The 26,280-nt window shown below is 63.2% G+C and carries 20 protein-coding genes; 16 read left to right on the top strand and 4 right to left on the bottom strand.

What is annotated here, in order from left to right; translation table 11 throughout:
- Positions 1-4 precede the first annotated feature (4 nt).
- A complete protein-coding gene (locus ACW5EG_RS12770; protein WP_457021715.1) occupies positions 5-2,047 on the top strand; it encodes a glycosyltransferase family 2 protein in 2,043 nt (680 codons plus the stop codon).
- Positions 2,044-2,838 carry a DUF6270 domain-containing protein gene (locus ACW5EG_RS12765; RefSeq protein ID WP_457021713.1) on the top strand — a complete coding sequence of 265 codons (795 nt, stop codon included), beginning with the start codon at positions 2,044-2,046 and terminating at the stop codon, positions 2,836-2,838. Before ACW5EG_RS12770 ends, ACW5EG_RS12765 begins: the two co-directional genes overlap by 4 nt.
- 37 nt (positions 2,839-2,875) lie before the next feature.
- Here ACW5EG_RS12765 and ACW5EG_RS12760 read toward each other — a convergent pair whose 3' ends face one another.
- Positions 2,876-3,235, bottom strand: coding sequence for a hypothetical protein (locus ACW5EG_RS12760; RefSeq protein WP_457021711.1), 360 nt, complete (start codon positions 3,233-3,235; stop codon positions 2,876-2,878).
- 90 nt (positions 3,236-3,325) lie between these two features.
- Between ACW5EG_RS12760 and ACW5EG_RS12755 the strand changes: the two genes are divergently transcribed.
- The 11 genes from ACW5EG_RS12755 to ACW5EG_RS12705 all read left to right on the top strand — a co-directional run bounded on the left by ACW5EG_RS12755 (position 3,326) and on the right by ACW5EG_RS12705 (position 20,209).
- Positions 3,326-5,656 carry a glycosyltransferase family 2 protein gene (locus tag ACW5EG_RS12755; RefSeq protein WP_457021709.1) on the top strand — a complete coding sequence of 777 codons (2,331 nt, stop codon included), beginning with the start codon at positions 3,326-3,328 and terminating at the stop codon, positions 5,654-5,656.
- Between the two features lie 31 nt (positions 5,657-5,687).
- Positions 5,688-7,376 (top strand): class I SAM-dependent methyltransferase, encoded by a 1,689-nt coding sequence (locus tag ACW5EG_RS12750; protein WP_457018613.1) that lies wholly within the window; start codon positions 5,688-5,690, stop codon positions 7,374-7,376.
- The gene (locus tag ACW5EG_RS12745) at positions 7,373-9,805 is read left to right on the top strand and encodes a glycosyltransferase family A protein (RefSeq protein WP_457018614.1); all 2,433 of its coding nucleotides are present in this window, start codon (positions 7,373-7,375) and stop codon (positions 9,803-9,805) included. The genes ACW5EG_RS12750 and ACW5EG_RS12745 overlap by 4 nt, the downstream gene beginning before the upstream one ends.
- Positions 9,806-9,820: 15 nt before the next feature.
- Positions 9,821-11,107 (top strand): nucleotide sugar dehydrogenase, encoded by a 1,287-nt coding sequence (locus ACW5EG_RS12740; RefSeq protein ID WP_457018615.1) that lies wholly within the window; start codon positions 9,821-9,823, stop codon positions 11,105-11,107.
- A gap of 338 nt (positions 11,108-11,445) precedes the next feature.
- Positions 11,446-12,486, top strand: coding sequence for a GDP-mannose 4,6-dehydratase (gene gmd / locus ACW5EG_RS12735; RefSeq protein WP_457018616.1), 1,041 nt, complete (start codon positions 11,446-11,448; stop codon positions 12,484-12,486).
- Entirely contained in the window at positions 12,479-13,447 is a 969-nt protein-coding gene (fcl, locus tag ACW5EG_RS12730; protein ID WP_457018617.1) for a GDP-L-fucose synthase, read from the top strand. Before gmd ends, fcl begins: the two co-directional genes overlap by 8 nt.
- On the top strand, positions 13,444-14,022 hold the full coding sequence (locus ACW5EG_RS12725) for a class I SAM-dependent methyltransferase (protein WP_457018618.1): 579 nt from the start codon (positions 13,444-13,446) through the stop codon (positions 14,020-14,022). The genes fcl and ACW5EG_RS12725 overlap by 4 nt, the downstream gene beginning before the upstream one ends.
- A complete protein-coding gene (locus ACW5EG_RS12720; protein WP_457018619.1) occupies positions 14,019-14,939 on the top strand; it encodes a glycosyltransferase family 10 domain-containing protein in 921 nt (306 codons plus the stop codon). Before ACW5EG_RS12725 ends, ACW5EG_RS12720 begins: the two co-directional genes overlap by 4 nt.
- A 329-nt stretch (positions 14,940-15,268) precedes the next feature.
- Positions 15,269-16,732, top strand: a complete 1,464-nt coding sequence (locus ACW5EG_RS12715) for a hypothetical protein (protein ID WP_457018620.1) — start codon at positions 15,269-15,271, stop codon at positions 16,730-16,732.
- Positions 16,729-19,620, top strand: a complete 2,892-nt coding sequence (locus ACW5EG_RS12710; RefSeq protein ID WP_457021707.1) for an acyltransferase family protein — start codon at positions 16,729-16,731, stop codon at positions 19,618-19,620. Before ACW5EG_RS12715 ends, ACW5EG_RS12710 begins: the two co-directional genes overlap by 4 nt.
- A gap of 85 nt (positions 19,621-19,705) precedes the next feature.
- Positions 19,706-20,209: a hypothetical protein gene (locus ACW5EG_RS12705; protein ID WP_457018622.1), complete on the top strand. Its 504-nt coding sequence runs from the start codon at positions 19,706-19,708 to the stop codon at positions 20,207-20,209.
- 79 nt (positions 20,210-20,288) lie between these two features.
- On the opposite strand, the gene wecB is transcribed toward ACW5EG_RS12705, so the two are convergent.
- The 3 genes from wecB to ACW5EG_RS12690 all read right to left on the bottom strand — a co-directional run bounded on the left by wecB (position 20,289) and on the right by ACW5EG_RS12690 (position 23,255).
- A complete protein-coding gene (gene wecB, locus ACW5EG_RS12700; protein WP_457018623.1) occupies positions 20,289-21,428 on the bottom strand; it encodes a non-hydrolyzing UDP-N-acetylglucosamine 2-epimerase in 1,140 nt (379 codons plus the stop codon).
- A 48-nt stretch (positions 21,429-21,476) separates the two neighbouring features.
- Complete coding sequence (locus ACW5EG_RS12695; RefSeq protein WP_457018624.1) at positions 21,477-22,415, bottom strand: electron transfer flavoprotein subunit alpha/FixB family protein; 939 nt, start codon at positions 22,413-22,415, stop codon at positions 21,477-21,479.
- A gap of 93 nt (positions 22,416-22,508) precedes the next feature.
- The gene (locus tag ACW5EG_RS12690) at positions 22,509-23,255 is read right to left on the bottom strand and encodes an electron transfer flavoprotein subunit beta/FixA family protein (RefSeq protein ID WP_457018625.1); all 747 of its coding nucleotides are present in this window, start codon (positions 23,253-23,255) and stop codon (positions 22,509-22,511) included.
- Between the two features lie 191 nt (positions 23,256-23,446).
- Between ACW5EG_RS12690 and ACW5EG_RS12685 the strand changes: the two genes are divergently transcribed.
- The 3 genes from ACW5EG_RS12685 (at position 23,447) to ACW5EG_RS12675 (ending at position 26,201) form a co-directional block, all read left to right on the top strand.
- Complete coding sequence (locus ACW5EG_RS12685; protein WP_457018626.1) at positions 23,447-24,757, top strand: glycosyltransferase; 1,311 nt, start codon at positions 23,447-23,449, stop codon at positions 24,755-24,757.
- Between the two features lie 104 nt (positions 24,758-24,861).
- The gene (locus tag ACW5EG_RS12680) at positions 24,862-25,569 is read left to right on the top strand and encodes a CoA transferase subunit A (RefSeq protein WP_457018627.1); all 708 of its coding nucleotides are present in this window, start codon (positions 24,862-24,864) and stop codon (positions 25,567-25,569) included.
- Positions 25,569-26,201 (top strand): CoA transferase subunit B, encoded by a 633-nt coding sequence (locus ACW5EG_RS12675; protein WP_457021705.1) that lies wholly within the window; start codon positions 25,569-25,571, stop codon positions 26,199-26,201. The genes ACW5EG_RS12680 and ACW5EG_RS12675 overlap by 1 nt, the downstream gene beginning before the upstream one ends.
- Positions 26,202-26,280 lie beyond the last annotated feature (79 nt).

Genomic DNA, 26,280 nt, shown 5'->3' with positions numbered 1-26,280 from the left:
ACCAATGGGAGCAGGTGAGCGGCTGGAGACGAACAGCCTGTCGCGGCAGCTGTTGCAAGCGCGTCGTGATTCGGTCCGGCTGCGTCAAGAGATCGAAGAACTGCGGAGCAGCACATCCTGGCGCATCATGGCTCCGCTACGGGCGTTGATCGGGTGGCTGCGTACCACGCCAGAGGTGGCCGTTGTTGCGCCAAAGGTCGAGCCCGACGCGAGAATCCCCGCGGAGATCGTGCGAACGGATCTTCCCGACACCGGCGGCGACGTCAGTTTCCGCCTCGTCGACGTTGCCCCCTACCTGGCGGGACTGTTGTCGGACGAGGTGATCGAGTCCCTCGTGTGCGGGCGGGACTGCCAGTCACTCGAGTGGAATTTTGGTCGTGATGCGGCACACGCGATCGCTGTGATCTCTGGTCCCACCCTGGCTGCCGAGCTCGCCTTCGACGTGCCGGTACTGAGGCTGAGCCCGGTGGACGCATCGGAGACCTTGCGCAACAAATCGCCCGCGTTCCTGCTCCTGGACACGGATCTCCACGACATGGACGCAGGGTGGCGGCATGAACTCAGGGTCGAAGGCGGCCCGGTGCGGTCGGTCCTGGATCAATGCGCATCGCTGGGCATTCCAGTCGTGGTGTGGCTCCGCTGTGACCCTGGTGATTATCCCTACCTTAGGCAGTGGGCTGTCATCGCCGACCACGTCTATGCCATCGATCGCGCCGTCCATGAGCGCGCGCTGCAGGACGTGGCCCCGGGGAAGCTGGGGCTGATTGGCCCCAGGATCCAGCCGAGGTTGCACAACCCACTCAAGACCGACCCGTTGTCCGCATTGAAGCCGGCGGGGCAGTTCATCGTGCTCCACGATGCGCTTGCCGACGCAAGCGCGCCATCCACGCCAGCAGGGGTTGGGTCCCCGCACGCGTCGGTCTGGTTGCTGGACAGCTATTGGGATGTCGCCACTGCCAATGCCGAGGCCGCACAATCGGATGCGCATGTTCTGGTGGGTACAGTCAGCTGGGTCGACAAACTGGTGCTCTCCAAGATGGCGGATGCCGAACTGTTCACCGCGAGTCAAGTCAGGCCCTCTTGGAGGATCCAGCAGGAAATGTTGAGGGCGGCCGCCTGCGGCTCGCTCGTCGTGGTGGATCCCGCTGTTGCTGAAGCTTGGCCGCTGCAGAGCCTGCAACCGTTCGCAACCTCCGTGGAAGATGGCCTTTCACATGCTTCCGATGACTTCGGCACGGCGGTGTGGCGCAGAAGGATGGCGGATGAGTTGCTCGCCGGACATACCGTTCTGGATGCGCTGACGACCATGCGGCGCGATCTCGACGTGCGCGTACCAACGCGAACGTCCATGCTCTCCTGCCTGCTTGTGACTCGTCGCCCCGAGCGCGTGCTGGAAGCGTTGGAAAACTTCCGGCGGCAGTCGCATACCTGCTGCGAGTTGATCGTTGTCCTCCACGGTCAGGAAATGCCGCCTGTAGAGCTCTCGGCCGGAAGTCGACGGGTTGTCGTGCTCGAGGCGCCCATGTCCGTTGGCCTTGGCGACTGCCTCAACCTGGCGGTATCGCGCGCGCGCGGCGAGTACTGGGCAAAGATGGACGATGACGACTATTACGCTCCGGAGTATCTGACGCGAGTCCACGCCCTGCTCGAAATGGCAGCTGCGGAAGTCGTTGGAATGCCACTGCTGTTCACGCGGTTCGAGTCTGATGGCGCCGTTTACTGCGACCCTTCACGGCTGGGCTTCGCTTTCCACGTGGCGGACGGGTGGCGAAGAGGTGAGATCTGTGGCGCAACCCTGGCTGGCACCACAGACGTGTTGCGCCGCCTCCCGTTCGGTAGTGGCCGCAGGCGTGGCGTCGACTCCCAGTTCCTGGACGACTGCAGTCGACAGGGCATAAGGATCGCGGTGGGCGACGGGTTCGGCTTTCTGTGCCGGCGTAGCGCCGATGCGTCCCAGCACACCTGGGAGGGTGACGAAGATGGCGTGCGCGCCCGTGGGCTGCGTCTGGATCCCGAACAACGTACGGCCGCGGGGTTGCCCGCATGATGCCTGCTTGCCCCCGGATATTCATCTTGGGAAGCTGCGTGTCACGGGACGCGTTCGCGCTGACCGGCCATGGCCTGGAGCTGGCGGGCTACATCGCCCGCACCTCGCTGGCCAGTGCGTTCCTGACCAGGCCCGCCCCCCCCAGCGTGCGAGCAAATGTGCCGCGCATCGCCAGCCGGTTCCAGCGGCGGATGGTCGATATCGATCTGCGCAAGCGTGCGCTTTCGGTCATCGAGGGAGCGCAGTTCGACTTCCTCCTGGTCGACCTCATCGACGAAAGATTCAATCTGGCGCGGTTCGGCGGCTCCAATACCGTCCCGGAGCTGTTCACGCTCTCGCGTGAATTGGCCAGCGTCAGCGGATGGACGGGGCCGGTGGTGACGCCAGGCACGAACCAGCACCTCGCTGTCTGGAAACGGGGTGTCGGTCGCCTGCTGCGGACCGTACCGCCTGCCCGCATCATCGTGAACCGTGCGTTCTGGGCAAGAGAGTTCGACAATGGCGAGCCGCTCGAGAACCAGGCATTGATTGCTCAAAGAAATCGCACACTCGAGACCATGTACGGGTATCTACAGAGGAACGGCGTCGGCGCAGTGATCGATTATCCCGATGGTATATTTGCCGACCCTGGCCACAGATGGGGCGTCGCCCCTTTCCATTACGCGACCAGGATGTACGAACTCATGATTGCACAGCTCCAGGCGATCTGTGCGGTGCCCGGGCATATGCCATCGGTCGGGTTCGACGCTGATCCGGAGACCCTCCGGGTCGAGGACGGAAGTGGGAAGTGACTTCGTACATTGGCTTTCTGTGCGGGCGTCGCCCGCCTCAGGTGAAAATGAATCCGTGAATAGACTCCACGACCCTCGGATCGAAGTGATCGGCGCGCTGGTGCGCACCGGTGATCTTGTCCTCCAGGTCCACGCCCGACTCGAAGCCGCACCAGGAGACTTGCACAAGCCGGAGCCGGCAGTGCAGGTTCGGCGGATGCCCGCCGGCGGCGACGTCCTGGGCGGCCCGATACTTGAACAGTTGGGGCTTGCAGAACTGCATGCTTTCCAGACAGGCCTGATCGGCAGCCAGTCGGGCCGCGTAGGCCTGATCCTGCTGCCCGTCGAACCCGCCCGCGGATGGGCGGATGTGCTTGGCCGGATCGCGGCCGAGCATCGGGCAGTCGTCGAGCTTCATTCACCGCACGCGGAGGAGTCCAAGAGGCTGGGCGGTTTCCTGTGCAATCACGGCTACACCAGCATGGCCTGTGTACGGCGGGATCCCGTCGTGTTGCTCATCCCCGTAGGCACCCGGGCCGAGCGGGCACCGCTCAAGGCACTCATCGGCGGGACCAGGAAGTTGGGGCCGGGGAGTAAACCTGTGATCCGGGTCGAACCGGAGATCCCTGTCGTTCCGGCGTTGGTCGTGCCGGAAGCGGGGAACGGTGAGCCGGACGGCGTGGTCATGGTGGAACAAGTATCCGAAGGCGGACGCAGCGGCGTCGACAGTTCCGACGAGATTGCTTCGCTGCAGTCGGAAATCATCGAACTGCGCGGGCACCTGGCCAGGGTTGAGCAACGTTCTGCAGGGCAGATCGAACTGCAGGCGCTCGAACTTTCGCGGCTGAAGGCGGAGATGCGTACCCGCACAGACATGCTCCATTCGCGCCACGAGGCCCTCCTCAACGGCAGGATCTTCAGCGCGCTGCGGCGGCTATCCGGGCTACTCCGGTGGCCCATGCGGGCCGGGAAGGCGGTGTCCTCACCGCAGATCACCCGGGCGGTGCCGTCGGCCCACCCGACGACCGGCGAGCACGACCGCCGGGCAGAGCTCCAGGCCTCTGGCCAGGGGCAGCCTCAGGTTGCGGCGCCCGGCAAGGCTGGTTCTGCCGGAGCGGGCGCTGCAGGTGCACCTGCTCCGCAGACCATTCCTCCCCCGCAGAGCGTCCGGATTGCAGGGGTGCCCTACATGTCCCGGAAGAAGGGGGGTGTGGTCGGTGCGGAGGTGACTTACCCGGGCGAGCCGCTCATCTCCGTCATCATGACAACGTACAACACGGAGAACTACGTCGAAGCGGCGATCCGCTCGATACTCGAGCAGAGCTGGCGCAACCTGGAACTGGTCGTCGTCGATGACAGCAGTTCCGATTCGACCCGGGCGCGCGTGGAAGCGCTGCAGAGGAAAGACGGCAGGATCAAGCTGTACTGCTTCGGCGAGAACAACGGAACGTACTTCTGCAAGAACTTCGGCATCACGAAGTCGTCCGGCTCTGTCGTCACGTTCATGGACAGCGACGACATCTCGCTGCCTGCCCGTATCGAGAAGCAGTTTCACGCGCTCAACCGGGCAGGGGTTGCCGTGAGTACCTGCAACCATGTCCGGAAGAATGAAGAAGACGGCAGCACGATCCTGATCAACGGCGTCGCCGAGCGTGTGGCGTACATCAGCCAGATGGTCAAGAAGAGCGTGATCGAGGAGATCGGCTATTTCGATACCGTCAGGACGTCTGCAGACGACGAGTTCCTGAGACGCGTACGCATCACGTATGGCCTGGAAGCCCAGGTCAACGTGAAAGACGTCCTGTACGTGGCGCTGCTCCGGGACGGTTCCCTGACCAGCGACCCGGCCAATGCGATCAACTTCGTTCAGGATCGAAATGCGGCGCAAAGCTTCCTCTCGCCGCAGAGGAGGCATTACGCGGCGATGTGCGACAAATGGCACAAGCACCTGGACGAGCGCGGCTTGAGGCCTTACATGCCGTTTCCGGTCGTGCGGCGCCCATATCCGGTGTTTGGACGGTTGCTGGTCGGCGAGGGCCGTTATGACGGCAACAAGATCACGGCGTGCATGGCGACATACCCGCCCCGTGAAGACAAATTGCGCATCGTGGTGGCCGCCCTTCTGCCGCAGGTGGATACGATCAACATCTACCTCAATGGATACGACGACGTCCCCGCCTTCCTCAAGCACTCGCGCATCAATGCCGTAGTGGGCGGACCGGATCTGCGGGACAACGGCAAGTTCCATTTCACCCAGGACGTGCCTGACGGGTTCTGCTTCACGGTGGACGATGACATCGCTTACCCGCCCGAGTATGTGCAGAGCCTGATCCGGAAGATCGAGTTTTATGAACGAAATGTGATCGTTGGCCTGCACGGAACCATCTATGCAAAGCCGATCAGGAGCTTCTTCCGGGGGCGGACGCTGCTCCACTTCGAAGAAGGACTCGATACCGACATCATCGTCAATCAGCTCGGTACCGGTACAGTCGCCTTCCATACGGATCTGCTGCGCCCGGAGCTCGCGTGGTTCGAAACAACGGGGATGGCGGACGTATGGCTGGCGCTGGAGACCCGGCGTCGGCGCATTCCGCTGGTGGCGATTGCGCGCCAGGCGCACTGGTTGCTGCCCATAGGGACCGAGGAAACGACGCTCTTCAGGGAATTCCGCAAGAATGACGACATGCAGACCGACGTGGTGCGGCAGCTTTCGCCATGGCGGGAGGAACTCAGCCGGGATCTAGCGTTGTCGGTAGCGGGGAAGAAACAGAAGTTGGGAGAAAGCTACGCCAGGCTGCTGCCGATGCTGGGCGTGGGCGATGCGGCCCGACGGGCCTAGGAAATCCATGAACAGCGGAGTGGAGCGACGGATGGGCAGATTCATCACGGTACGGAGATTGGGTGGATTGGCGTTGGCGCTTGCGGGATTGGCCGGGATCTCGGCCGGAATCCTCACTGGCAGCACCGCGTACCTGGTGTTCGGGATGGTGGCCTGGTGGCTACTGGTGTTCGGAGGGGTTGCGGCCCTGCTCCAGCGGGCAAGCATGCTGATGCGGATGGTCGCCGCGACCAGGGCGGATCTCGAGACGCTGGCATCCTGGCAGCAACGGCATCCCGGTGAACTCTGGAAGCAGTTGGCGCGTATTGAAAAGGAACACCGGCGAGCGGTCGGACAAGCGCAGGACGAGACGGTGCGCCTTCGCAAGGAAACAAAACGCGGTCTTGCCGTACTTGAACGCTCCCTCGCAATGATTGCCGAAGAGCAGTCCGGCGCTGCCACCGTGAATGCTGCCAACCAGCTCTCGCTGGTCTCCGCGCTCGTAGACGCCACGAGCAACCAGCGCACGGCGGCAGTCGAGCTGGAGTCGGTCAAGACGGCGATTGGTGGGATCCCTGTGCAGCTGTGCGAGGCGCAGGCAGGGGTACTACAGGCGCAGGCCGATGTACTACAGGCCCAGGCGGACGCCGCGCAGGAGACGCGCCGCAGCCTGATGGAGCACTCCAGCCTGGCCATGCGCGTCTACAGGGATATCCACAGCGAGCTTGACGCTCGCCAGGGGCCGTTGGATGAAGCGGTCAAGCAGTTGGGCCGACAGGCCGGTGCGATCGTCGAGCTGAAATCCGTCCTGGACGGCGTCGACAACAGGTTGCAGGAAACGGGCAAGAGCGTGGAGGCAACCAGCAAGGGGCTGGAGGCGACGAGCAAGGGCATTGAGGCGACGACCAAGAGCATTGAGGCGGCGAGCAAGGGCATTGAGGCTACAAGCAAGGGAATCGAGGCTACGAGCAAGAGCCTGGAGGAATTGCGGGCTGATTACGAAGGCGACAAGCGCAAGCTCAAGGCGCTATCCCGCGACGAAAAGCAGCTGCGCAGCATCTCCCGGCGGGGACTGCAGTGGCTCAAGTACGAAACGGTACGTGAAGTCGAGGCCGTGCTGCAGCTTCGCCAGATACTCCAGGTCGATCTGCCGACGCCTCTCCTCGGAGGCTGGGCGATGGACCCGGAATCCGTGTACGGGCTGGTCCAGCTGCTGCTCGAGCGGCGGCCGCGGCTGGTTGTCGAATTGGGCAGCGGTGCGTCGACCGTCTGGGTCGCGCTGGCGCTGCGCCGCATCGGCGCAGGCAGGATCATCTCCTATGACCACTTGCCCGAGTATGCGGACCGGACGCGCGACGCATTGCGCAGCGCCGGACTCGAGGAGTGGGCGGAAGTGAGGGACGCGCCGCTGGCCGATGTAACCATCGGTGATGCGACATATCCCTGGTACTCGATCGGAGAAGCGGGCAAGGATGCACCGATCGACATGCTGATGGTGGACGGCCCTCCGGCGTCCACCGGGCCTCTGGCGCGATATCCGGCGGTCCCGCAATTTTTCGGGGCATTGGGCGAAGGCGGCATCGTCGTTGTCGACGACGCGACCAGGGCGGACGAGGAGGAGATGCTTGAGCGCTGGAGCCAGGAGTTCCCGCGCCTCAAGCCAGCCGATAGCCTCGGTCCCAGGACGGTCGTGCTGGCGCTCGAACCTGCGCCTGCAGCGGCAGGAGCTGACAACCCGTGAGTTCCGGCATCGCCAGCGGCCTGGCTCCGAGGGTGGTTCGTGACATGCTGGAATCGCTCACGGGGCCCAAGGAGCACGCTGCTTTCGATGCCACTGCACTGCGCATGCGCTCGGCGCCAGCGCGTGAGGTGTTGGCCTGGCTCGCATCGGGTGGCCTTGCGGGACTCGATGCGGTGTTGTCCATCGCACATGTGGCAATGCGCGACCCCGCGTCGGTCGAAGCGAGCCGGTGGCGTTCATTCGATCCGGCCGTCGCGTCGCGCCTGGCCAGGCTGTTCGCCATGCAGGACATCTTTGCGGGTGATCGGCGGGACGCCCACGCCATCTACCAGGCAATCGTGAAGGTGCATGGCCCACGCTACCTGCCCCGGCGCCACGTGAACTCGGCCTTGCAGGTCGCCCTGTGCATCGCCGACTACGCCGCCGCGGTGGCGTTGCTCGAGCTGCTGCCAAAAGAGAGCTATGAGCACAGATACGCCTTGTGCGACCTGGCCAATCCGTTCTCCGGCAGTCCGCATGCATCGATGGAACGCTGGCTGGCGCGGGTGAACCAGATCCTGTGGGAGCGGCGCGTCGAGCCGGTTGGCGTCGCTTCCATCGATCCGTTCCCGTTCGACGGACTTGCGTGTGACCTGGCTGCCGGCACGGTCGAAGGTCCGCTGGTGACGATAGCGATCAGCAGCTGGTGCCCCGACGCGAGCCTGATCTCGGCCGTAGGCTCCATCGTCAACCAGACCTGGCGAAACCTGGAAATCCTGCTGGTGGATGACGGCTCTCCGGCCGACTACGACGCGATCCTCGCCGCAGCAGTCGACCTTGACCCCGAGCGCATCCGGCTGCTCAGGCAGGAGCGCAACGGCGGCACCTACGTCGCCCGCAACCGGGCGCTTGCCGAGGCCTCCGGCGAATACTTCACGGTCCACGATTCGGACGATTGGGCGCACCCCAGCCGGATCGAACGCCAGGTTGCCATGCTGCGTGCGGACAAGGGCCTGGTGGCGAATTACTGCACGGGCCTGCGGGCCGACGACAACCTGCTTGTCAGCCTGCCCGGAGTTCCCGCGTTCAGGACCAATGAGTCGTCGCTGCTGTTCAGGCGCGCCCCGGTCATGGACGCAATCGGCTACTACGACCCTTCCCGCAAGGGCGCCGACACCGAGTTTTCGACGCGCCTTCGCCTGCATTTCGGCGAAAAGCGCATCGCCGTGCTGCCCGACATCCTGACCTTCATCAGGCTCAGCAAGGGGTCGCTGTCCCGGGCCGAGCTCCGCCCCGGCTGGCGGCACCCTGCGCGCGCCATGTATCGCCGCAGTTTCGAGGCGTGGCATGGCCGCAACTCGAACATCACGATCCGCACGCCGGACCCGGCGGAACAGAAGTTCCCCAGGCCCTCGCGGTTCCAGTCGGTTCCGCGGGCAGGCGCGGCGTTGGATATTGCCTTTCTGTCCGATTACCGACTGTCCTCGCCCGGCGCCGAGCAAACCTCCGATGAAATCGCCGTCATCGCGGAGTCGCAACGCAGGGTCGCCATCATCCAGCAGGACCTGTTCACCAACCTGACCCCCCTGGCCGTCGAACCGTACGACGTGCAGGTACAGGACCTGCTCCAGCGGCAGGCGGTGGAGGAGATCGACCTGGGTGGCCATGCGCGCGTCGGGACGCTGGTGGTCACCCAACCGGCGCTGCTGACCTACATGACCCTCCTGCGTTCGTCCATCGACGTGGACCGGGTGCTTCTGCTCGAAGACACGGCCGCGCAGTCGGGCGCGCACGCCGGTGACGACAGGAGCCTGTCGGAGCGGGCCTGCAGGGTCATATTCGGGCTCAACCCTCTGTGGATACCGAGGGAGCCAGCCAACGGCTCAGCCACGCCCGTCGCTGACCGCAGGTGGCCCCGCGCTGTGGCGCCGCGGCACTGGCGGACACCCGCGCGGGAGAGCGTCGAGCCGCGTGAGCCGGTCCTGGGGGTCGAGATCCCGCCGGCGGGGCGCCTGCAGCCCTGGCTGGACCGCCTGGCCAAGCTGCACGAGCGGCCAGTGCTCGCATGGGCCACTGCCGGAGGCCGCGACGCGGATGGTCTGCCCGCACCATGGACCGTTTACGATCGCGCGATCGCCCTCAAGCCGACCTACCTGGCGCTGGTCGATTTCTGGATCGATCCGACGCCGCCGGAGGGCGCGTCGTCGCCCCCGACGGGCGTCCTTCAGGCGATGGCGGCCGGCTGCATTCCGATCCTGGATCCGGGCTGGCGGTTACAATTCGGCCAGGCCGCGGTCTACGCGGCGCCGTCACACCTGGCTCGCGTCATCCAGACGCTCGGCTCCAGCCCACAGCTGCGCCGCCGCACGTTGGAACACGGGCCTGCATTCGTCGACCGGCATGCCGGTCCCGCCGCCTTCGGCAACCGTGTGCGCGCGTTATCAACATGACAGGAACTTGAACAAATGACCGAGAATTCCGGCGCCGAGAAGCGCCTGGCCATCGTGGGGCTCGGCTACGTGGGCTTGCCGCTCGCGGTGGCATTCGGGCACAGGATGGATGTGGTGGGCTATGACATCAGTGCCGAGCGTGTGGCAGAGCTGGGCAATGGACACGATCGTACGCTTGAGGTCGACAGCGAGGAACTGGCGGCCGCATCCAGGCTCACCTTCACCTGCGACCTCGACAAGATCCGCGACTGCAGCGTCTTCATTATTACCGTGCCCACACCCATCGACACGGCGCGCCGCCCCGATTTCGACCCGCTGTTGAAGTCCAGTGCGGCGATCGGTTCGATCCTCAAGCGCGGCGATATCGTGATCTACGAGTCGACGGTATACCCGGGCGTGACCGAAGAAGTCTGCGTGCCGGTGCTCGAGAAGGTGTCGGGCCTGAAGTTCAACGAGGACTTCTACTGCGGCTACAGCCCAGAGCGGATCAACCCGGGCGACAAGGAACGTACCGTCACCAAGATCACGAAGGTGACAGCTGGGTCCACGCCCGAAATCGCAGACTACGTCGACGACCTGTATGCGTCGATCATCGAAGCGGGCACGCACAAGGCCAGTTCGATCCGCGTCGCCGAAGCGGCCAAGGTGATCGAGAACACCCAGCGCGACGTCAACATCGCGCTGATGAACGAACTTGCGCGAATCTTCAATCGCATCGGCATCGACACGCACGAGGTGCTTGCAGCGGCCGGCACGAAGTGGAACTTCATGCGGTTCTCGCCCGGGCTTGTTGGAGGCCACTGCATCGGGGTGGATCCGTACTATCTCGCCCACAAGGCAGCGATGCTCGGATACAACCCCGAGCTGATCCTTGCAGCACGTCGAATCAACGATGAGATGGGACCCTATGTGGCAAGCCAGGTCATGAAACTGATGGCGCAGGCGCGGATCAACATCGTGGATTCGCGCATCCTTGTGCTGGGGCTGGCATTCAAGGAGAACTGTCCGGACGTGCGTAACACCAAAGTCGTGGACGTGATCGAAGAGCTACGGGCCACGAACGCGCGCGTTGATATCCACGATCCGTGGGTGGATGCCAGTGAAGCGATGCACGAATACGGCGTGGAGTTGCTGTCCGACCCGGGCGCGGGTCAGTACGACGCGGTTGTCCTGGCTGTTGGGCATCGCGAGTTCGTTCCCGACGATTCCGGCGCAGCAGTCGAGTCGTTCCTCAAGCCTGGCGGAATCATCTTCGACGTGAAGGGTGTGCTGCCGCGCGCGCACAACGTTTTCAGGCTGTGATTACTGATCATTCGAGGAGAGCACATGGGTTTCTCTATTTCCAAGTCCTCTTTGCGGCTGCAACATTCCTGGTCGCGGACTGGGGTGAGCCAGGTGGGGCAAGGGATCGCCCGGTGCAATAAGTCCGACTTGCCGTTCCTCTGTCATTCGGCTGGTGTGAGTAGTCACGCCACGTATGGCAATGTCCTCCCGTCTTTATCTGCGAAAAAAAAAGGGAATGATATGTCACTCGCGAAAAGAGATGCCAGCGGTCACTTCGTCCGCAGCGAGTCCCGTACCGGCAGTCCGAGAGATTACAAGACGTGGCCATTGCCTGCGCTCAATAGAGGGCGTCAATAATGAAGGTAGCGCTCATCACCGGGGTCACGGGCCAAGATGGTGCGTACCTGGCCAGCTTTCTCTTGGAAAAGGGGTATAAAGTTCACGGCGTCAAGCGCCGCACCTCTCTCTTTAACACGGCTCGCATCGACCACCTTTTGGAAGGCCCCCCGGGGCAAAGGGGGCAATTCGTCCTTCATCACGGAGATATGACGGACAGTTCTTCCCTGACTCATATCCTGCAAACCGTAAAGCCTGACGAAGTCTACAATCTGGCCGCACAAAGCCACGTCGCGGTGTCCTTCGAGGAACCGGAATATACGGCCAACTCCGATGGCATGGGGGCATTGCGCTTACTGGAGGCTATCCGCTTCCTGGGGCTCGGACCTACATGCCGGTTCTATCAAGCATCGACATCCGAACTGTATGGACTAGTTCAGGAAGTTCCACAGCGTGAAACGACGCCATTCTACCCGCGCTCGCCTTATGCTGTTGCCAAACTTTACGCCTACTGGATCACGGTCAATTATCGTGAATCCTATGGCATGTACGCATGCAACGGGATACTTTTCAACCACGAGAGCCCAGTTCGAGGGGAAACCTTCGTTACCCGCAAGATCACCCGTGCCCTTGCGCGCATTAAACTCGGCAATCAATCCGTACTGAAGCTGGGCAATCTGGATGCACGCCGCGACTGGGGGCACGCACGTGATTACGTTGAGGCGATGTGGCTGATGCTCCAGCAGGACGAGCCGGAAGACTTTGTAATCGCAACAGGCGTGCAGTATTCGGTGCGCGACTTTATTCGGGCGGCCGCAGACGAGATCGGGATGAAAATCACTTTCGAAGGCGATGGCCTTGATGAGGTTGCGCGCGATGAATCCGGCCGTGTCGTCGTCAAGGTGGACCCCCAGTATTTCCGGCCGGCCGAAGTTGAAACACTCCTGGGCGATGCAGGCAAGGCGCGGGCGAAACTGGGCTGGGTCCCACGAACCAGCTTTCATCAGCTCGTAAAGGAGATGGCCGCGGCCGACTTGGCAGAGGCTCGCCGCAATGCCTGAGAAAGTACCGTTTGACCTGAGCGGCAAGAAGATATTCGTTGCCGGTCACCGGGGAATGGTAGGCTCGGCGCTGCTGCGACGCTTGGAGCGCGAGGGTTGCGAAACCGTCACTGCTCCGCGGAATGTGCTGGACCTTACGCGCCAAAGTGCCGTAGAGGATTGGTTCGAGCATCAACGGCCAGATGCTGTCTTTCTCGCGGCAGCGAAGGTCGGTGGAATTGTTGCCAACGATACTTGGCCGGCGGATTTTCTCTACGAGAATCTGATGATCGAGACCAATATCATTCACGCTTCGCACCGGGCAGGCGTCTCGAAACTCATGTTCCTGGGGTCGTCCTGCATATACCCAAGAATGGCACCGCAGCCAATCCTGGAAGATGCATTGCTCACCGGTCCGCTGGAGCCGACGAATGAGTGGTACGCGATAGCGAAGATCGCGGGAATCAAGCTTTGTCAGGCGTACAGGCGCCAGCATGGCGACGATTTCATATCAGCCATGCCCACCAATCTCTACGGAACTGCAGACAACTACGATCTCACCACCAGCCACGTCTTGCCTGCTCTCGTACGGAAGGTGGTCGAAGCTAGAGAGGCGGGGCGAGACACCATCGAAATCTGGGGGACGGGGACACCTCTCCGCGAGTTCCTGCACGCCGATGACCTGGCCGACGCCTTGGTCTTCCTTATGAAGAACTACTCCGATGATCTGCACGTCAATGTCGGCTCCGGGGAAGAGATATCGATATACGATCTGGCGACAGGGATCGCAGCGGCTGCGGGCTATGACGGGCGCATCGTGGTCGATCCTTCCAAACCGGATGGTACCCCACGAAAACTCATGGACTCGGGACGGCTTTTCGCTATGGGCTGGCGGCCGAGCGTCAGTCTGGAAGCTGGACTGATACGCACATTGCGAGAGTACGAAAACTTGCGCGTTGCCTCAGACAGGAATGGTGAATGAGCATGGTGAGCTACGAGAAATTGCATCTTGGATGTGGGAGCAGGCATATCCCCGGCTGGTTTCACGTTGACGCGCTCGACCTTCCGCACGTCGACCATGTAGGCAGAGTGGAAGACCTGTCCTTCATCCCGGACAACTCTGTCAGTTTGATCTACGCATGCCACGTGTTGGAGCACTTTGGGCGCATGACGTATGCAGCCGTGCTGCAGGAATGGCAGCGAGTGCTGGCTCCTGGCGGTGTGTTGCGCCTGGCAGTGCCGGATTTCGCGGCCGCGGCCCGACTTTATGTGTCTGGCGGTCTTCCTCGCGGGATCGAAGATATATGTGGTCTCGTATGCGGCGGACAGCGGGACCAGTACGACTTTCACCATGTGATCTTTGATGAGCTTTCGCTCACACGGGCACTACGAGATGCAGGCTTCCTGGAAACGCGTCGATGGGATTGGCGTCACACGGAGCATAGCGGCATGGACGACTATTCTCAGGCTTATATTCCGCATATGGACAAGGAGAGCGGAGTTCTGGTTTCTCTGAATATTGAAGCCGTAAAGACCGCTAAGGTCAGCCAGCCGTGAAGAGAGTATTCTTTGCCGGAGATATGACGTCTACTCCGTTTCAGAGGGGGCATAGACGTGATAAGCTGAAGTTGCCCCAGGATATTATTATTGTGGATGCCGCCGAGGACGCGGATGTTTTTGTCGGCAGGTTTCTGTACGACGTCGCGGGCTTCTTTCACTTCAACAGAACGTACTATTTGTGGACACACGAGCCATCATGGCTCTTAGCGGGTGGGAAGACCATCCGCGACTTAACGTCGGGCCGTGAGGTTCACGTAAGTACTGCCTGGAATGGCGACATATACTTGGATCCGCTTTTTTTCTTTCCGTTTGCCCAGTTTGAGCCAGTGCGTGCTAAGGAGTTGGCGAAGGGAAAATCAGAATTCTGCTCGATTCTTGCAACGTACCGTAAATACAACGATAGATATCGTCACGGCGTCAATGTCGATCTCACCGAATATCGGCAGAGGTTGGCGATGGACTTGCAAGGAAAGTTCAAGGCTTGCCATGTTTTCGGCAAAAACTGGCCCAACTCGGTTGCCCTTGAAGGAGAGAGTCGGGCTGGTGCTTGGCACGACGCCAAGCTTGAAGCGTTGCAGGTTTACGCCTTCAATCTGTCTCTCGAGAACACAATCATCGAGAACTACGTGACGGAGAAGATCTGGGACTCTTTCCGTGTGGGCTGTGTCCCGGTTTACTACGGCACCGGAAGCGGTGTCGAATCTGTGGTCAGCAAGGATAGCTATATCAACTGTGCAAACTTCTCGTCGGTTGAGGATTTATTCGAGCACATGAGATCCATGACTCTAGACGATCGTCTCCGGATTATGGAAAGCGCATACAGTGACATCGAAAAGATTCATAGGACAGCATCAAAAAGTAGAATCAGCGCAGCGATCATTGACATATTTGTGTCGCGCATTAGGCAGATTTGATCTCAACAGTCCGCAGGTTCCAGTACGCGGATGCGCAAGCGGTCAGCCAGAGCCTGCCGGCGTTTGCGATGACCGCGGTTGCCTGGGCAGCGTGCTGGAGTATTTCTCCCGCCGTAGACTATTCCAGTTGCAAGTGCGTGCGGCATAGACGTCTTCGGTGAGCAGTTCTTCACTGTCAGGCGACAGGCCCGCGATGCCTGAACGGTCTGTTCGAGCGCATGCAAGAGCCCAGCCACACAGCGGGTCGGTCGACTTGGTGCCTATCTGATGTTCTCGGGTCGACACCTGTTCAATTTAACGTGCACCTTTCTCGTCAATCTTAAAGTCGTATGTCAAAACTTCTAATTTGGGATCTGGACGATACGCTTTGGCAGGGCACCCTGGCCGAAGGCGATGTGCCGATCCTCCATCAGTCAAGGATTGATGCGATCCGGCAGCTCAACGGTGCCGGTGTGGTCCACTCAATCTGCTCCAAGAACGATCGGCAGACGGCGAAATTCGAGCTCGAGCGGTTCGGCCTGTGGAACGAGTTTGTGTTCCCCGAAATCTCCTTCGAGCCCAAAGGCGAACTCGTCAAGCGCATCATCAGCGACATGCAGCTGCGCGCGCCCGACGTCGTGTTCATCGATGACAATGAGATGAACCTGCGCGAGGTGGAGTTCGTCAATCCGGGCATCCGCACGATCGACGCCAGGGGTGACGCGGCCGATGTGTTCCTCGCGGAACTGCTGGAGAAGACCAAGGGAATCAGCAAGTCGCGGATTCCGGAATACCGGATCCTCGAGCAGAAGCGTGCCGACCGCGAGACTGGCCAGTCATCGAACGAGGAGTTCTTGCGGTCGTGTGACATTGCCGTGGCCCTGGTGCGCAGGACCGACAACCTTCGATATGCGGGACGCATCGAGGAGCTGATCAACCGCACGAACCAGCTGAACTTCACCAAGTCGCGTGTCGAGCCGGGCTCGATGCCCGAATACATCATTGATGTAGCCCGAAACGAAACCTATTCGGTCTTCGTGTGGGACCGGTATGGCTATTACGGTCTCGTTGGTTTTGCGGCAGTTGAGAACAAGACGGTCCTGCGACACTTCCTGTTCTCGTGCAGGACCATGAACATGGGGGTCGAGAACGCCTTGGCATCGGTGCTCAAGAAGACCTTCAAGTCGGTCACGCCACCGGTCGAAGCCACCAAGCCAGACTGGATCAGATTGGTACAACCTGACTCCGAAGAATTTGCACAGAGGACGGGGGCAGAGTCGGAAGCAGGCACGCCGACGATCCGGGTAATGGCGAACTGCCAGTCCGGGGCCATCGCGCACTACATGGGCGGGCAGGACGTGGAGTTCGACAACTGGCCGCGAACGTTCAAGCTGGAGGACGCGCTGGGCCCCGGCCTGGGAGAGTCGCCGCAGCCGCTGCTGATCTATGGTGCGTTCTTCGACTACGACACGCGGTACTGGTCCAAGCCGCCGAGCGATGCGGTGTACCGGAGCGCGGTGGAGCGGCTGATTGTGTTGTCCAAGGAGACGGGGAGCCGGCTGATCGTGATCCTGCCTAAACCTGAGTTCAGCCAGGAACGCGCGGTGGACGGCATCACCTGCGAGCGCTTCGCCCGGCTCAACGCGATATGGAGCGAACTCTCGGGCCCTGCCGGACACGTGGAGCTTGTCCGGTTGGGCGTAGACGTGCCGCTGGGCGACGTGGTCGATCCGCGCCATTTCGACCGGACCACGCTCAAGCTCCTGGGTGAGCTGATGCGCGAGCGTGCCGGAGATTGCAGGGGGGGGCGTTGAGCGGGTGGGCGGTCGGGCCTGCCGGCACAGCCGGCGGCTCGAAGAGTCATTTCAGGCCTGACATCCAGGGACTGCGCGCGATTGCAGTCCTGCTGGTGCTGGTCTACCACGTGTGGCCCGGGATCCTGCCGGGCGGCTTCATTGGCGTGGACGTGTTCTTCGTTATTTCCGGGTTCCTGATCACCTCGCTGCTCAGGAGGGAACTGGAACTGCACGGGCGCATCGGGTTTGCCGACTTCTACGCGAGGCGGGTGAAGCGGCTGCTGCCCGCGGCGCTCGTGGTGCTGATGGCGATCCTGCTCGGAACACTGCTGTTTCTGCCTGTCACCAACTGGCGCTCGGTGAGCCATGAGGTGGCCGCAGCCGCGCTCTATGTCGAGAACTGGTGGCTGGTCCATCAGGCTGTCGATTACCTGGCGCTGGACGGCGCTGCGTCCCCCGTCCAGCATTTCTGGTCACTGTCGGTTGAAGAGCAGTTCTATTTCTTCTGGCCACTGCTGCTGGCGTCAGCCTGGTACGTCGGCCGCCGGCGCGGTGGGTTAGCCACCACCATCGGGCTGCTCGGCCTGGTGTTGTCGGCATCCCTCGTGTACTCGGTCTGGTCCGGTCTGGCCGGGAACTCGGCGGCCTATTTTTCGACGCTGTCGAGGGTCTGGCAGCTGGCCGCGGGCGGAATGCTTGTGTTTCTTCCTGTGCCTCGCGCCGCAACGGCATTCACGTGCCTGCTGGTCGGACTGGTTGCGATCGCCCTTTCCGGGGTGCTGCTTTCCGGTGAACTTCCTTATCCGGGATACCTTGCCCTGGGTCCGACGCTGGGAGCTGCGCTGGCGCTGTACGGCGGGGGTGCGTACGGGCGTAGCGTCGCGACGCGCTGGCTGGCGTCCAAGCCAGCTGGATTCATTGGCGACGTATCGTATTCGCTCTACCTGTGGCATTGGCCGCTGATCGTCTTTTACAAGGCGTGGGCAGGGGTCGACCCTGGGTGGCTGGATGGTCTGGCGCTGATGGCGGCTGCGCTGATACTGGCGGCCCTGACGAAGCGCTACGTGGAAGACCCGTTCCGCCGCGGGCATGGATCCGCGGCCCGATGGCGCACGATTGCGTCCGGCCTGGCGGCAAGCCTGCTGGTGGTGGTGGCAGCGTTGTGGATGGCGTCCGCGGTTGGCGAGGGCGACGAGCAGCAGCCGGCTGCGGAGGACTCCCGATACCCGGGCGCGATGGTGATGTTGCGCCAGGAGCCACTGCAGGATCCCTTGCCCGATGAGTTCCTGCCCAGGCTTCCGCACGTCGAGCAGGATGTCGCCGATGCCTACCAGCAGGACTGCATCCAGAACATTGGCGGTACCGAGGTCAAGCCATGCCGGTACGGGGATCCGGGGGCGCGGCTTCGCATTGCCGTCGTCGGGGATTCCCATGCCGTCCATTGGCTGCCTGCATTCGAACTGCTGGCACGCGATCATGACGTCTACATCGAAGGCCTGACCAAGACCAGCTGCATCACCTCCGGGCTGCCGGTCTACCACCAGAAGCTGACGAAGCCCTATGTGCAGTGCAATGCCTGGACGCGCAACGTCATCGACTACCTCAACAAGCAGCCGTTCGACCTTGTCGTGATCAGCCAGTCGCCAAGGCACCGCATTGCGGGGCGGCAGGGACGGAGCCCGCAGTCGCAGGCGGACGATATCGCACGCGGCATGGCCGATGTCTGGTCCGGGCTCCGCAAGGACACGAAGCTTGCGGTGATCCGGCCGACGCCCTGGCAGACCACGCTGGTACGCGACTGCGTGGCAAGCAATGAGCCGCCTTACGAAGCCTGCACGGAGGAACAGGACAAGGTGCTGTTCCACAATGCGCTATCCAGCTTCGCAGGGATTTCCGGTCATTCGCTTCTGGATTTCACCGACATGTTCTGCCGCGATGGCCGCTGCCCGCCTGTGATCGGCAACGTGTTCGTGTACCGCGATTCCCACCATGTCACGGCCAGCTACATGCGCACGCTGGCGCCGGTGCTCGCGCAGAGATTGGGGGTGCCGTTGCCCGCTCTTCGCGCACCCGGAACTTCGGCGCCCGGGCCTTCGGTCGTGGTGTCCAGGCCGTCGCCCGAACTGGCAGCGGCGGACCGGGACGATGCCTTCGCCCACGGCTGCTTGCAGCCGCTGAGGCATGCGACGCTCAAGGTGTGCCGGTACGGGTCGAAGCTGGAGTCGACGCGACTGCGCGTCGCCGTGGTTGGCGATGCGACAGGCGCCAATATCCTTCCAGCGCTGAAGGAAGGTGCGGTCGAGCGCGGTTGGCGCATCGAGACCTACCTCAAGGAAAGCTGCTTCTGGTCCGATAGACCCGTCTGGAACAGAAAGCTGCGCCGGCCCTACACCGAATGCACGTCCTGGAGCGCACGCGTGACACGGGCAGTGATTCAATCGCAGCCGGACCTTGTGCTGCTTGCGCAGTCACCTACATACACCGATGATCGTTCGCGCACGATCGAGTTGGCGACCCCGAGGTTGGCTGCTGGCTCCGCGTCACTGGTTCGAGAACTGCAGGATGCGGGGATCAAAGTGGTCGTGCTGAGGTCGCTTCCGGTGCTTTCCCAGAGCGTCCCGCAATGTCTGTTGATGCGCAGGGATCCTTCGATATGCGGAGACGATCGTGCAAGCAGCCTGCGGACAGGCGCGCTCGATCTGGTCGCTGCGGAGACGCCGGGGGTGGCGCAACTCGATCTGACCAGTGCGTTCTGCACCGATCGCAGATGCGAGCCGATCATCGATGGGGTGCTGGTCTATCGGGACGGCACCCAGCCCACCCGGACCTTCGCACGGACACTGGCGCCGGCCGTTGAAGCGCAACTGCTATCCGTGTCAGGCGCTGAACCGGCATTGGGGCGATGACGTGAAGCCTGCTGGCAAAGCGTTTATTCTTTGCGCCCGGTCAAAAACGACCCGTTCCGTATCCGAATACCCCGGAGTGTTTCCCATGAATCCCAAGTACCTTCTGGTTGCCCCGTTGGCCCTCGTCCTGGCGTTGTCCGGCTGCGGCCGAACGGATGCTCCGACGACCGGAGCGGCCACCGCGCCGGCAGCCGAGTCCGCGTCGCAGGCCCAGCCCGCCGCGAAGGCGGGGCGCGAGACCTTGGCCATTGGCGACGGGGTTGTCCTGCCCGGCGGCTTCTCGATGCGGTCCAGGTCGACGAGTGGCGAGGGTGCCGACGCATCGCATGTTGCGCGGGCAGAGTTCAGGGGGGCGCCGGCCGAAGCTGGAAACGCGCTTCGCAAGGTCCTTGTCGAGGCTGGTTATCAGCAAGCCAGCGCCACCGAGGATGCGGATGGCATCGCGACCCGCATTTTTCGGTCCGGGGATGGCGAGCGGGTCAGGGTCGTATTGATCCCGAAGGGTCCGGCCCTCCAGGTCGAACTGCAGGACGCGAATGCTGGTGGGCTTGCGACCTTCTACTGGCGGGACGGGGCAAGCTCGAACTGAGGACCCGGTTCGGCGCGGACGCTAGCCCGGTCTCGGAATGCGCCACCGGGGCAGCCTGCCGCGGTGCGCAGTACCGGGCTCAGCTGTTGCCGGGTGTTTGCTGGCCGAGGATCTCGACAATCCGCTGCGATGCCTTGCCGTCGCCATACGGGTTGGCAGAATTGGCCATCGTCCTATAGGCACCCGGGTCATCGAGCAGTTCGATGACGGCGCCTCTGATTCGCGAAGGATCAGTCCCCACCAGGCGGATCACGCCTGACTCCACGCCCTCGGGGCGTTCGGTGGAATCCCTCATTACGAGAACCGGTTTGCCGAGGGATGGCGCCTCTTCCTGGATCCCGCCCGAGTCGGTGAGGATCAGGTCGGCGCGCTGCATCAGGCGCACGAAAGGAAGGTAGTCCATGGGCTCGACGAGCGTGATGCCGGGAACGCCTGCAAGTGCACGCTGTGCCGGGACGCGGATGTTCGGGTTCGGGTGGACCGGGTAGACCACATCGACCCCGGAGCTCGCGATATCCCGCAGCGCGTCGCAGATTCGATCGAATCCCGCGCCGAAGTTCTCGCGGCGATGACTGGTGACCAGAACGAGCCCGCGATCGCCCGCGATGCCGGGCAACTGGGCATCCAGTTGCTGCTGAAGCACTGGGTCCGAGTCGATCCCTGCGGCAGCCTGCAGGATCGCATCCACTGCGGTATTGCCGGTGACGTGAACCTGCGCAGCCGGAATCCCTTCGTCCTGCAGGTTGCGGGCCGCCCTTGACGTCGGCGCGAAATGCAATTGCGCCAGCGGCGCCGTCAGCCGCCTGTTCATTTCCTCGGGGAAAGGCGATTGCATATCGTGTGTACGCAAGCCGGCCTCGATGTGCCCAACCGGGACACGTGCGTAAAAGGCGGCCATTGCCGCGGCCAGCGTCGTGGTCGTATCCCCGTGCACGAGTACAAGATCGGGTCGGTGCAACTGGATCACGTTGTGGACCCCCGCGAGCGCGCGCCCGAACAGGTCGGCTACGCCCTGGTCGGGCCGCATCAGGTCAAGGTCGACGTCGGGGTCGATCGCGAAGAACGACAGCACCTGATCGAGCATGCCGCGGTGCTGCGCGGTGACGACGACCGTCGCTTTCAGTCCCTGCGCCTGGCGTACGGCCTTGATGACGGGGGCCATCTTGATTGCTTCGGGCCGGGTGCCGAAGACGAACATCACCTGCTTGATTGCTGCCATCTCTCTGCTGTCGGAAGATCGCGGGTACGTTGGGTGGGGACGCCTTGTCTACAGCGCAGCTTCAAGCTGGGGCAGCAGCTGGAACAGATCCCCCACAAGCCCGATGTCCGCGATCTCGAAGATCGGTGCGTCCGCGTCCTTGTTGATCGCCACTATCATGCCGGCGTCCTTGATTCCCGTCAGATGCTGGATCGCACCGGAGATACCGACGGCCACGTACAGCTCCGGGGCGATGATCTTGCCGGTTTGCCCAACCTGCAGCTCGTTGGGCACGTAGCCTGCGTCGACCGCTGCGCGCGAAGCACCTACTGCCGCGCCAAGTCGGTCCGCGAGCTTGTAGATGACCTCGAAGTTTTCCTTCGATCCCACGCCGCGGCCGCCGGAGACCACCCGCTTGGCGCTCTGCAGGTCGGGGCGGTCGGATTTGGCCGCAGCCAGGCCAAGGTGCCGGGTATGGCTGGGCAGCGTGGCGTCCACGCTGACAGCCTCGACCGCCGCGCTGCCACCCTTGCCGGCCTCCGGCCAGGATGCGGTGCGGACCGTCGCTACGACCGTGCGGTCGGCCGGTGCGCGCACGGTGATGATCGCGTTGCCGGCGTAGATCGGGCGCTTGAACTCATGCGGGCCCTCGACCGCCATCAGGTCCGAAACCTGCGCGACACCCAGTAGCGCGGCGATGCAGGGTGCGAGGTCCTTGCCGAACGTCGTGCTGGGCAGGAATACGTGGCTGTACCCCTCGGCCAGCTTCACTACCTGCGGCGCCAGGATCTGGGCGACGGGCTGCGCGTTGGCATCGTTGGCGACGGCGAGCACCTTCGACACGCCGGCAACCTGGGCAGCCTCGGCGGCAACGACGGACGGATCGGCCGCGAACACGGCCACATCGATCGCCTCGGGCGATAGCGCTTGCGCAGCACTCACCGTCCGTGCGGTGGAGGCATTGAGCTTGCCGCCGAGGTGTTCGGCGACGATGAGGATTCTGGACATGGGATGTGCTCCTGGCCGTTTCCCGCAGAATCGGGAATCCGGTGCCTTTGATGGGGTAAGTCGCTGGGTCCGCCCGGGCGGCAGCGACAAGGGTTACAGCAGTCCTTTTTCCTTCAGCGCCGCGACCAGCTCCGCCGCGTCCTTGACCATCACGCCCTTGCTGCGCCCGCCGGGCGCGGCGTAGGCGGTCGTCTCGAGAAAATCGCCCGACTCCACGCCCAGGTCGTCCAGCTGCAGTGTTTCCATCGGCTTGCTCTTGGCCTTCATGATGTCGGGCAGCTTGATGAAGCGCGGCTCGTTGAGGCGCAGGTCGGTGGTCACCACCGCCGGCAGGTCGACTTCAAGTGTCTCGAGACCTGCATCGACCTCGCGCACCACCGTCGCCTTGCCGTTGGCGATATCGAGCTTGGAGGCGAAGGTCGCCTGTGGGCGGCCCCACAGCGTGGCAAGCATCTGCCCGGTCTGGTTGGCATCGTCGTCGATCGCCTGCTTGCCCAGGATCACCAGGTCCGGCTGCTCCTTCTCGACGAGCTTGAGCAGCGTGCGGGCGGCGGTCAGCGGCTGGATGGCGCGGTCGGTGACCACATGGATCGCGCGGTTTGCGCCCATCGCCAAGCCGTTGCGCAGGTGAGCGGCGGCATCAGCGGGGGCGATGGTCACGACGACGACTTCGGTCGCAATCCCCTTGTCGCGCAGGCGCAGTGCCTCCTCGAGCGCGATCTCGTCGAAGGGATTGGCCGACAGCTTGACACCTTCGGTGACCACGCCGGAGCCGTCCGGCTTGACCTGGATGCGGACGTTGAAGTCCACCACGCGCTTGTAGGCAACGAGGATCTTCATGGAAAGGGAGTCCTTGGGGAGGCGGGGCGACAGAGCGCCGAATGCGTCCGATTTTACCGGTCCTCGCGATGCGATGCGAACAGACGGAACGCGCGCCCCCTGGCTTGCGGGCCAGTCCCCGGGTAGCCAGTCACCGGGCGCTGGATGCGAGAATCGGACCCTGTGCACCCCCGTAGGTCCCGGAGCATGCCTTGCGGATCCTGTTGATTGCCTATGAATTCCCGCCTGGCCCTTCCCCGCAGTCGCTGCGCTGGTCCCGACTGGCGCGTGAGCTGGTCCGGCACGAAGCGAAGGTCCTCGTACTGACGGTCAGGCGCGATGGTGAGCGCGTTCGACTGCCGCTGCCCGAGGGACTGGTTGTCGAGCGCACCCCCCCGGGCGCGGCATCGGGCCTGGTCGCGCACCTTCAATCGAGGCACGTCAGCGAATCCACGGCATCGCCGGAAACCATGGTCGCGGGGCCGCGGCCAGTCGACACGGCGCTGGCACCTGCCCCGGACAGCATGCTGAACTGGAAAGGACGCTTGGTGGCGCGCCTTGATCGGGTCGTCGGGGCGTTCACGTTTCCAGATGCATTCGGACAGTGGGAGGTGGCCGCGCGCCTGCGGTTGCGGCAACTGCTGGAAGAGTTCCGCCCGGACGTGGTGATCAGCTCCCACGAACCGGCCACGACATTGCGGCTGGGTCGCATGGCGCGCGAGCTGGGCTTCGCGTGGCTTGCAGACCTTGGGGATCCGGTCCTGTCGACCTATACACCGGCAAGGTGGCGCTGGCGGGCGCGTCGGGTCGAAGCATGGACCTGCAGGAATGCAGGTCATGTCACCGTGACGACGGCAACGACGAAGGCGATGCTGGCAGCGCGCCATGGTGTCGATGCGACGCGCTTCAGCGTTTTGCCGCAAGGCTACGATAGCCTGGAGACGGCCGCGGCCCCGGCCGCCTCACCCGTGTCGTTCGACGCGGGGACGCTTGAGCTGGTGTACACGGGCAGCTTCTACGCATTCAGGCATCCACGCGCACTCGTCGAGGCCGTGCTCGAGTGCGAGGGAGTGAGGCTGACCGTCGCCACCCGCACCCCGCCGGCCTGGTTGCACGAAGTGTCCGCGGCGTATCCGGACAAGCTGCGTCTGACAGGTTTCCTGACCCATCCACAGGCGCTGGCACTGCAGCGTGGCTCGGACATCCTGGTCAATATCGCGAACGATGACGAGGTGCAGGTCCCCGGCAAACTGTTTGAGTACATCGGTGCGACGCGCCCGATCCTTCACATCGGCGGGGGCGCGGACGTCGCGGCAATGCTCCACGGACGACGTCGGGGCATCGTGGCCGCCGATCGCACCGATGCGGTGGTGGAGACGCTGAGGCAACTCCTGCAGTTCAAGCGCGATGGCGACCTGGCAACACGGTTCGACCTGCGCCCCGGGCTCTTTCCCGAATACGAGTGGACCGATATCGGGCGGCGGCTCTTCGAGATCGTGCGCGGGCTGGCGAAGTCTTCGTAGCGGCACTGGGGGCGACGCATTGCCGGCCAGGCATTGCCCTAAGGTACGTGGCACGATCATCCTCGCTGGGTAGAATCGTGGCATTCGCGCATACAGAGGCAGCCATGGCGACATCCAAGCACTTCCCAGACGCCCGCACGGCGCTCGAAGATCTCGTGGCCGACGGCCAGACCCTCGCCGTCGGCGGTTTCGGTCTGTGCGGCATCCCCGAGGCCCTGATCGCCGCGCTGCGGGATTCCGCGGCCCGGGACTTGACCGTGATCTCCAACAACGCCGGCGTCGACGGCTTCGGCCTCGGCCAACTGCTGGAAACCCGCCAGATCCGCAAGATGATTTCCTCCTACGTGGGCGAGAACAAGGAGTTCGAGCGCCAGTACCTGGGCGGTGAGCTGGAGCTGGAGTTCAACCCGCAGGGGACGCTGGCCGAGCGGTTGCGTGCTGGCGGGGCGGGGATCCCGGCCTTCTTCACCCGGACCGGCTACGGCACGGTGGTGGCGGAGGGCAAGGAAACCCGCCAATTCGGCGAGCACTGGTACGTGATGGAAACCGCGCTGGTGGCCGACGTTGCGCTGGTCAAGGCGTGGAAGGCCGACGAGGCGGGCAACCTGGTCTTTCGCAAGACCGCGCGCAACTTCAACCCCGCCTGTGCGATGGCTGGCAAGGTCTGCGTGGTTGAGGTAGAGGAGATCGTCCCGACCGGCAGCATCGATCCCGACCACGTGCACCTGCCCGGCATCTATGTCGACCGCATCGTGGTCAATCCCAACCCCGAGAAGCGCATCGAGCAGCGCACCGTGCGAGGAGCGAACTGATGGCCTGGACCCGCGACCAGATGGCGCAGCGCGCCGCACAGGAATTGACCGATGGCGCCTACGTGAACCTCGGTATCGGCCTGCCGACGCTGGTGGCCAACTACATCCCCGATGGCGTGGACGTCTGGCTGCAGTCGGAAAACGGCCTCTTGGGCATCGGCCCCTTCCCGGGTGAGGACGAGGTCGATGCCGACCTGATCAACGCCGGCAAGCAGACTGTCACCGCGCGAAAGGGCGCCAGCTACTTCGGCAGCCACGACTCCTTCGGGATGATCCGTGGCGGCCACATCGACCTGGCCATCCTCGGCGCGATGCAGGTCACCGACAAGGGTGACCTGGCCAACTGGATGGTGCCCGGCAAGATGGTCAAGGGCATGGGCGGGGCGATGGACCTGGTGGCCGGGGTCAAGCGCGTGGTCGTGCTGATGGAACATACGGCGAAGAACGGCGAGCACAAGATCCTGCCCGAATGCACCTTGCCGCTGACCGGTGTAGGAGTAGTGACCCGGGTGATTACCGACCTGGGCGTGTTCGATGTCACATCTTCAGGGCTGCGGGTGCTCGAAATGGCCCCGGACGTCACGCGGGATGTGCTGATCCAGAGGACCGGGGTGCCACTCCTGCCCGCTTGAGCATGGCTTCAGTCCCGGTTTAGGCTGGCCGCCGCGTTTTGTCGTTCCGGCGTGAGAGAGAACCTGATCTGCAGTGCCG

Source organism: Luteimonas sp. A611 (genome assembly GCF_054072715.1).
Note: the sequence above shows the minus strand (reverse complement) of the source record. Positions and strands in the feature narration are given on the sequence as shown.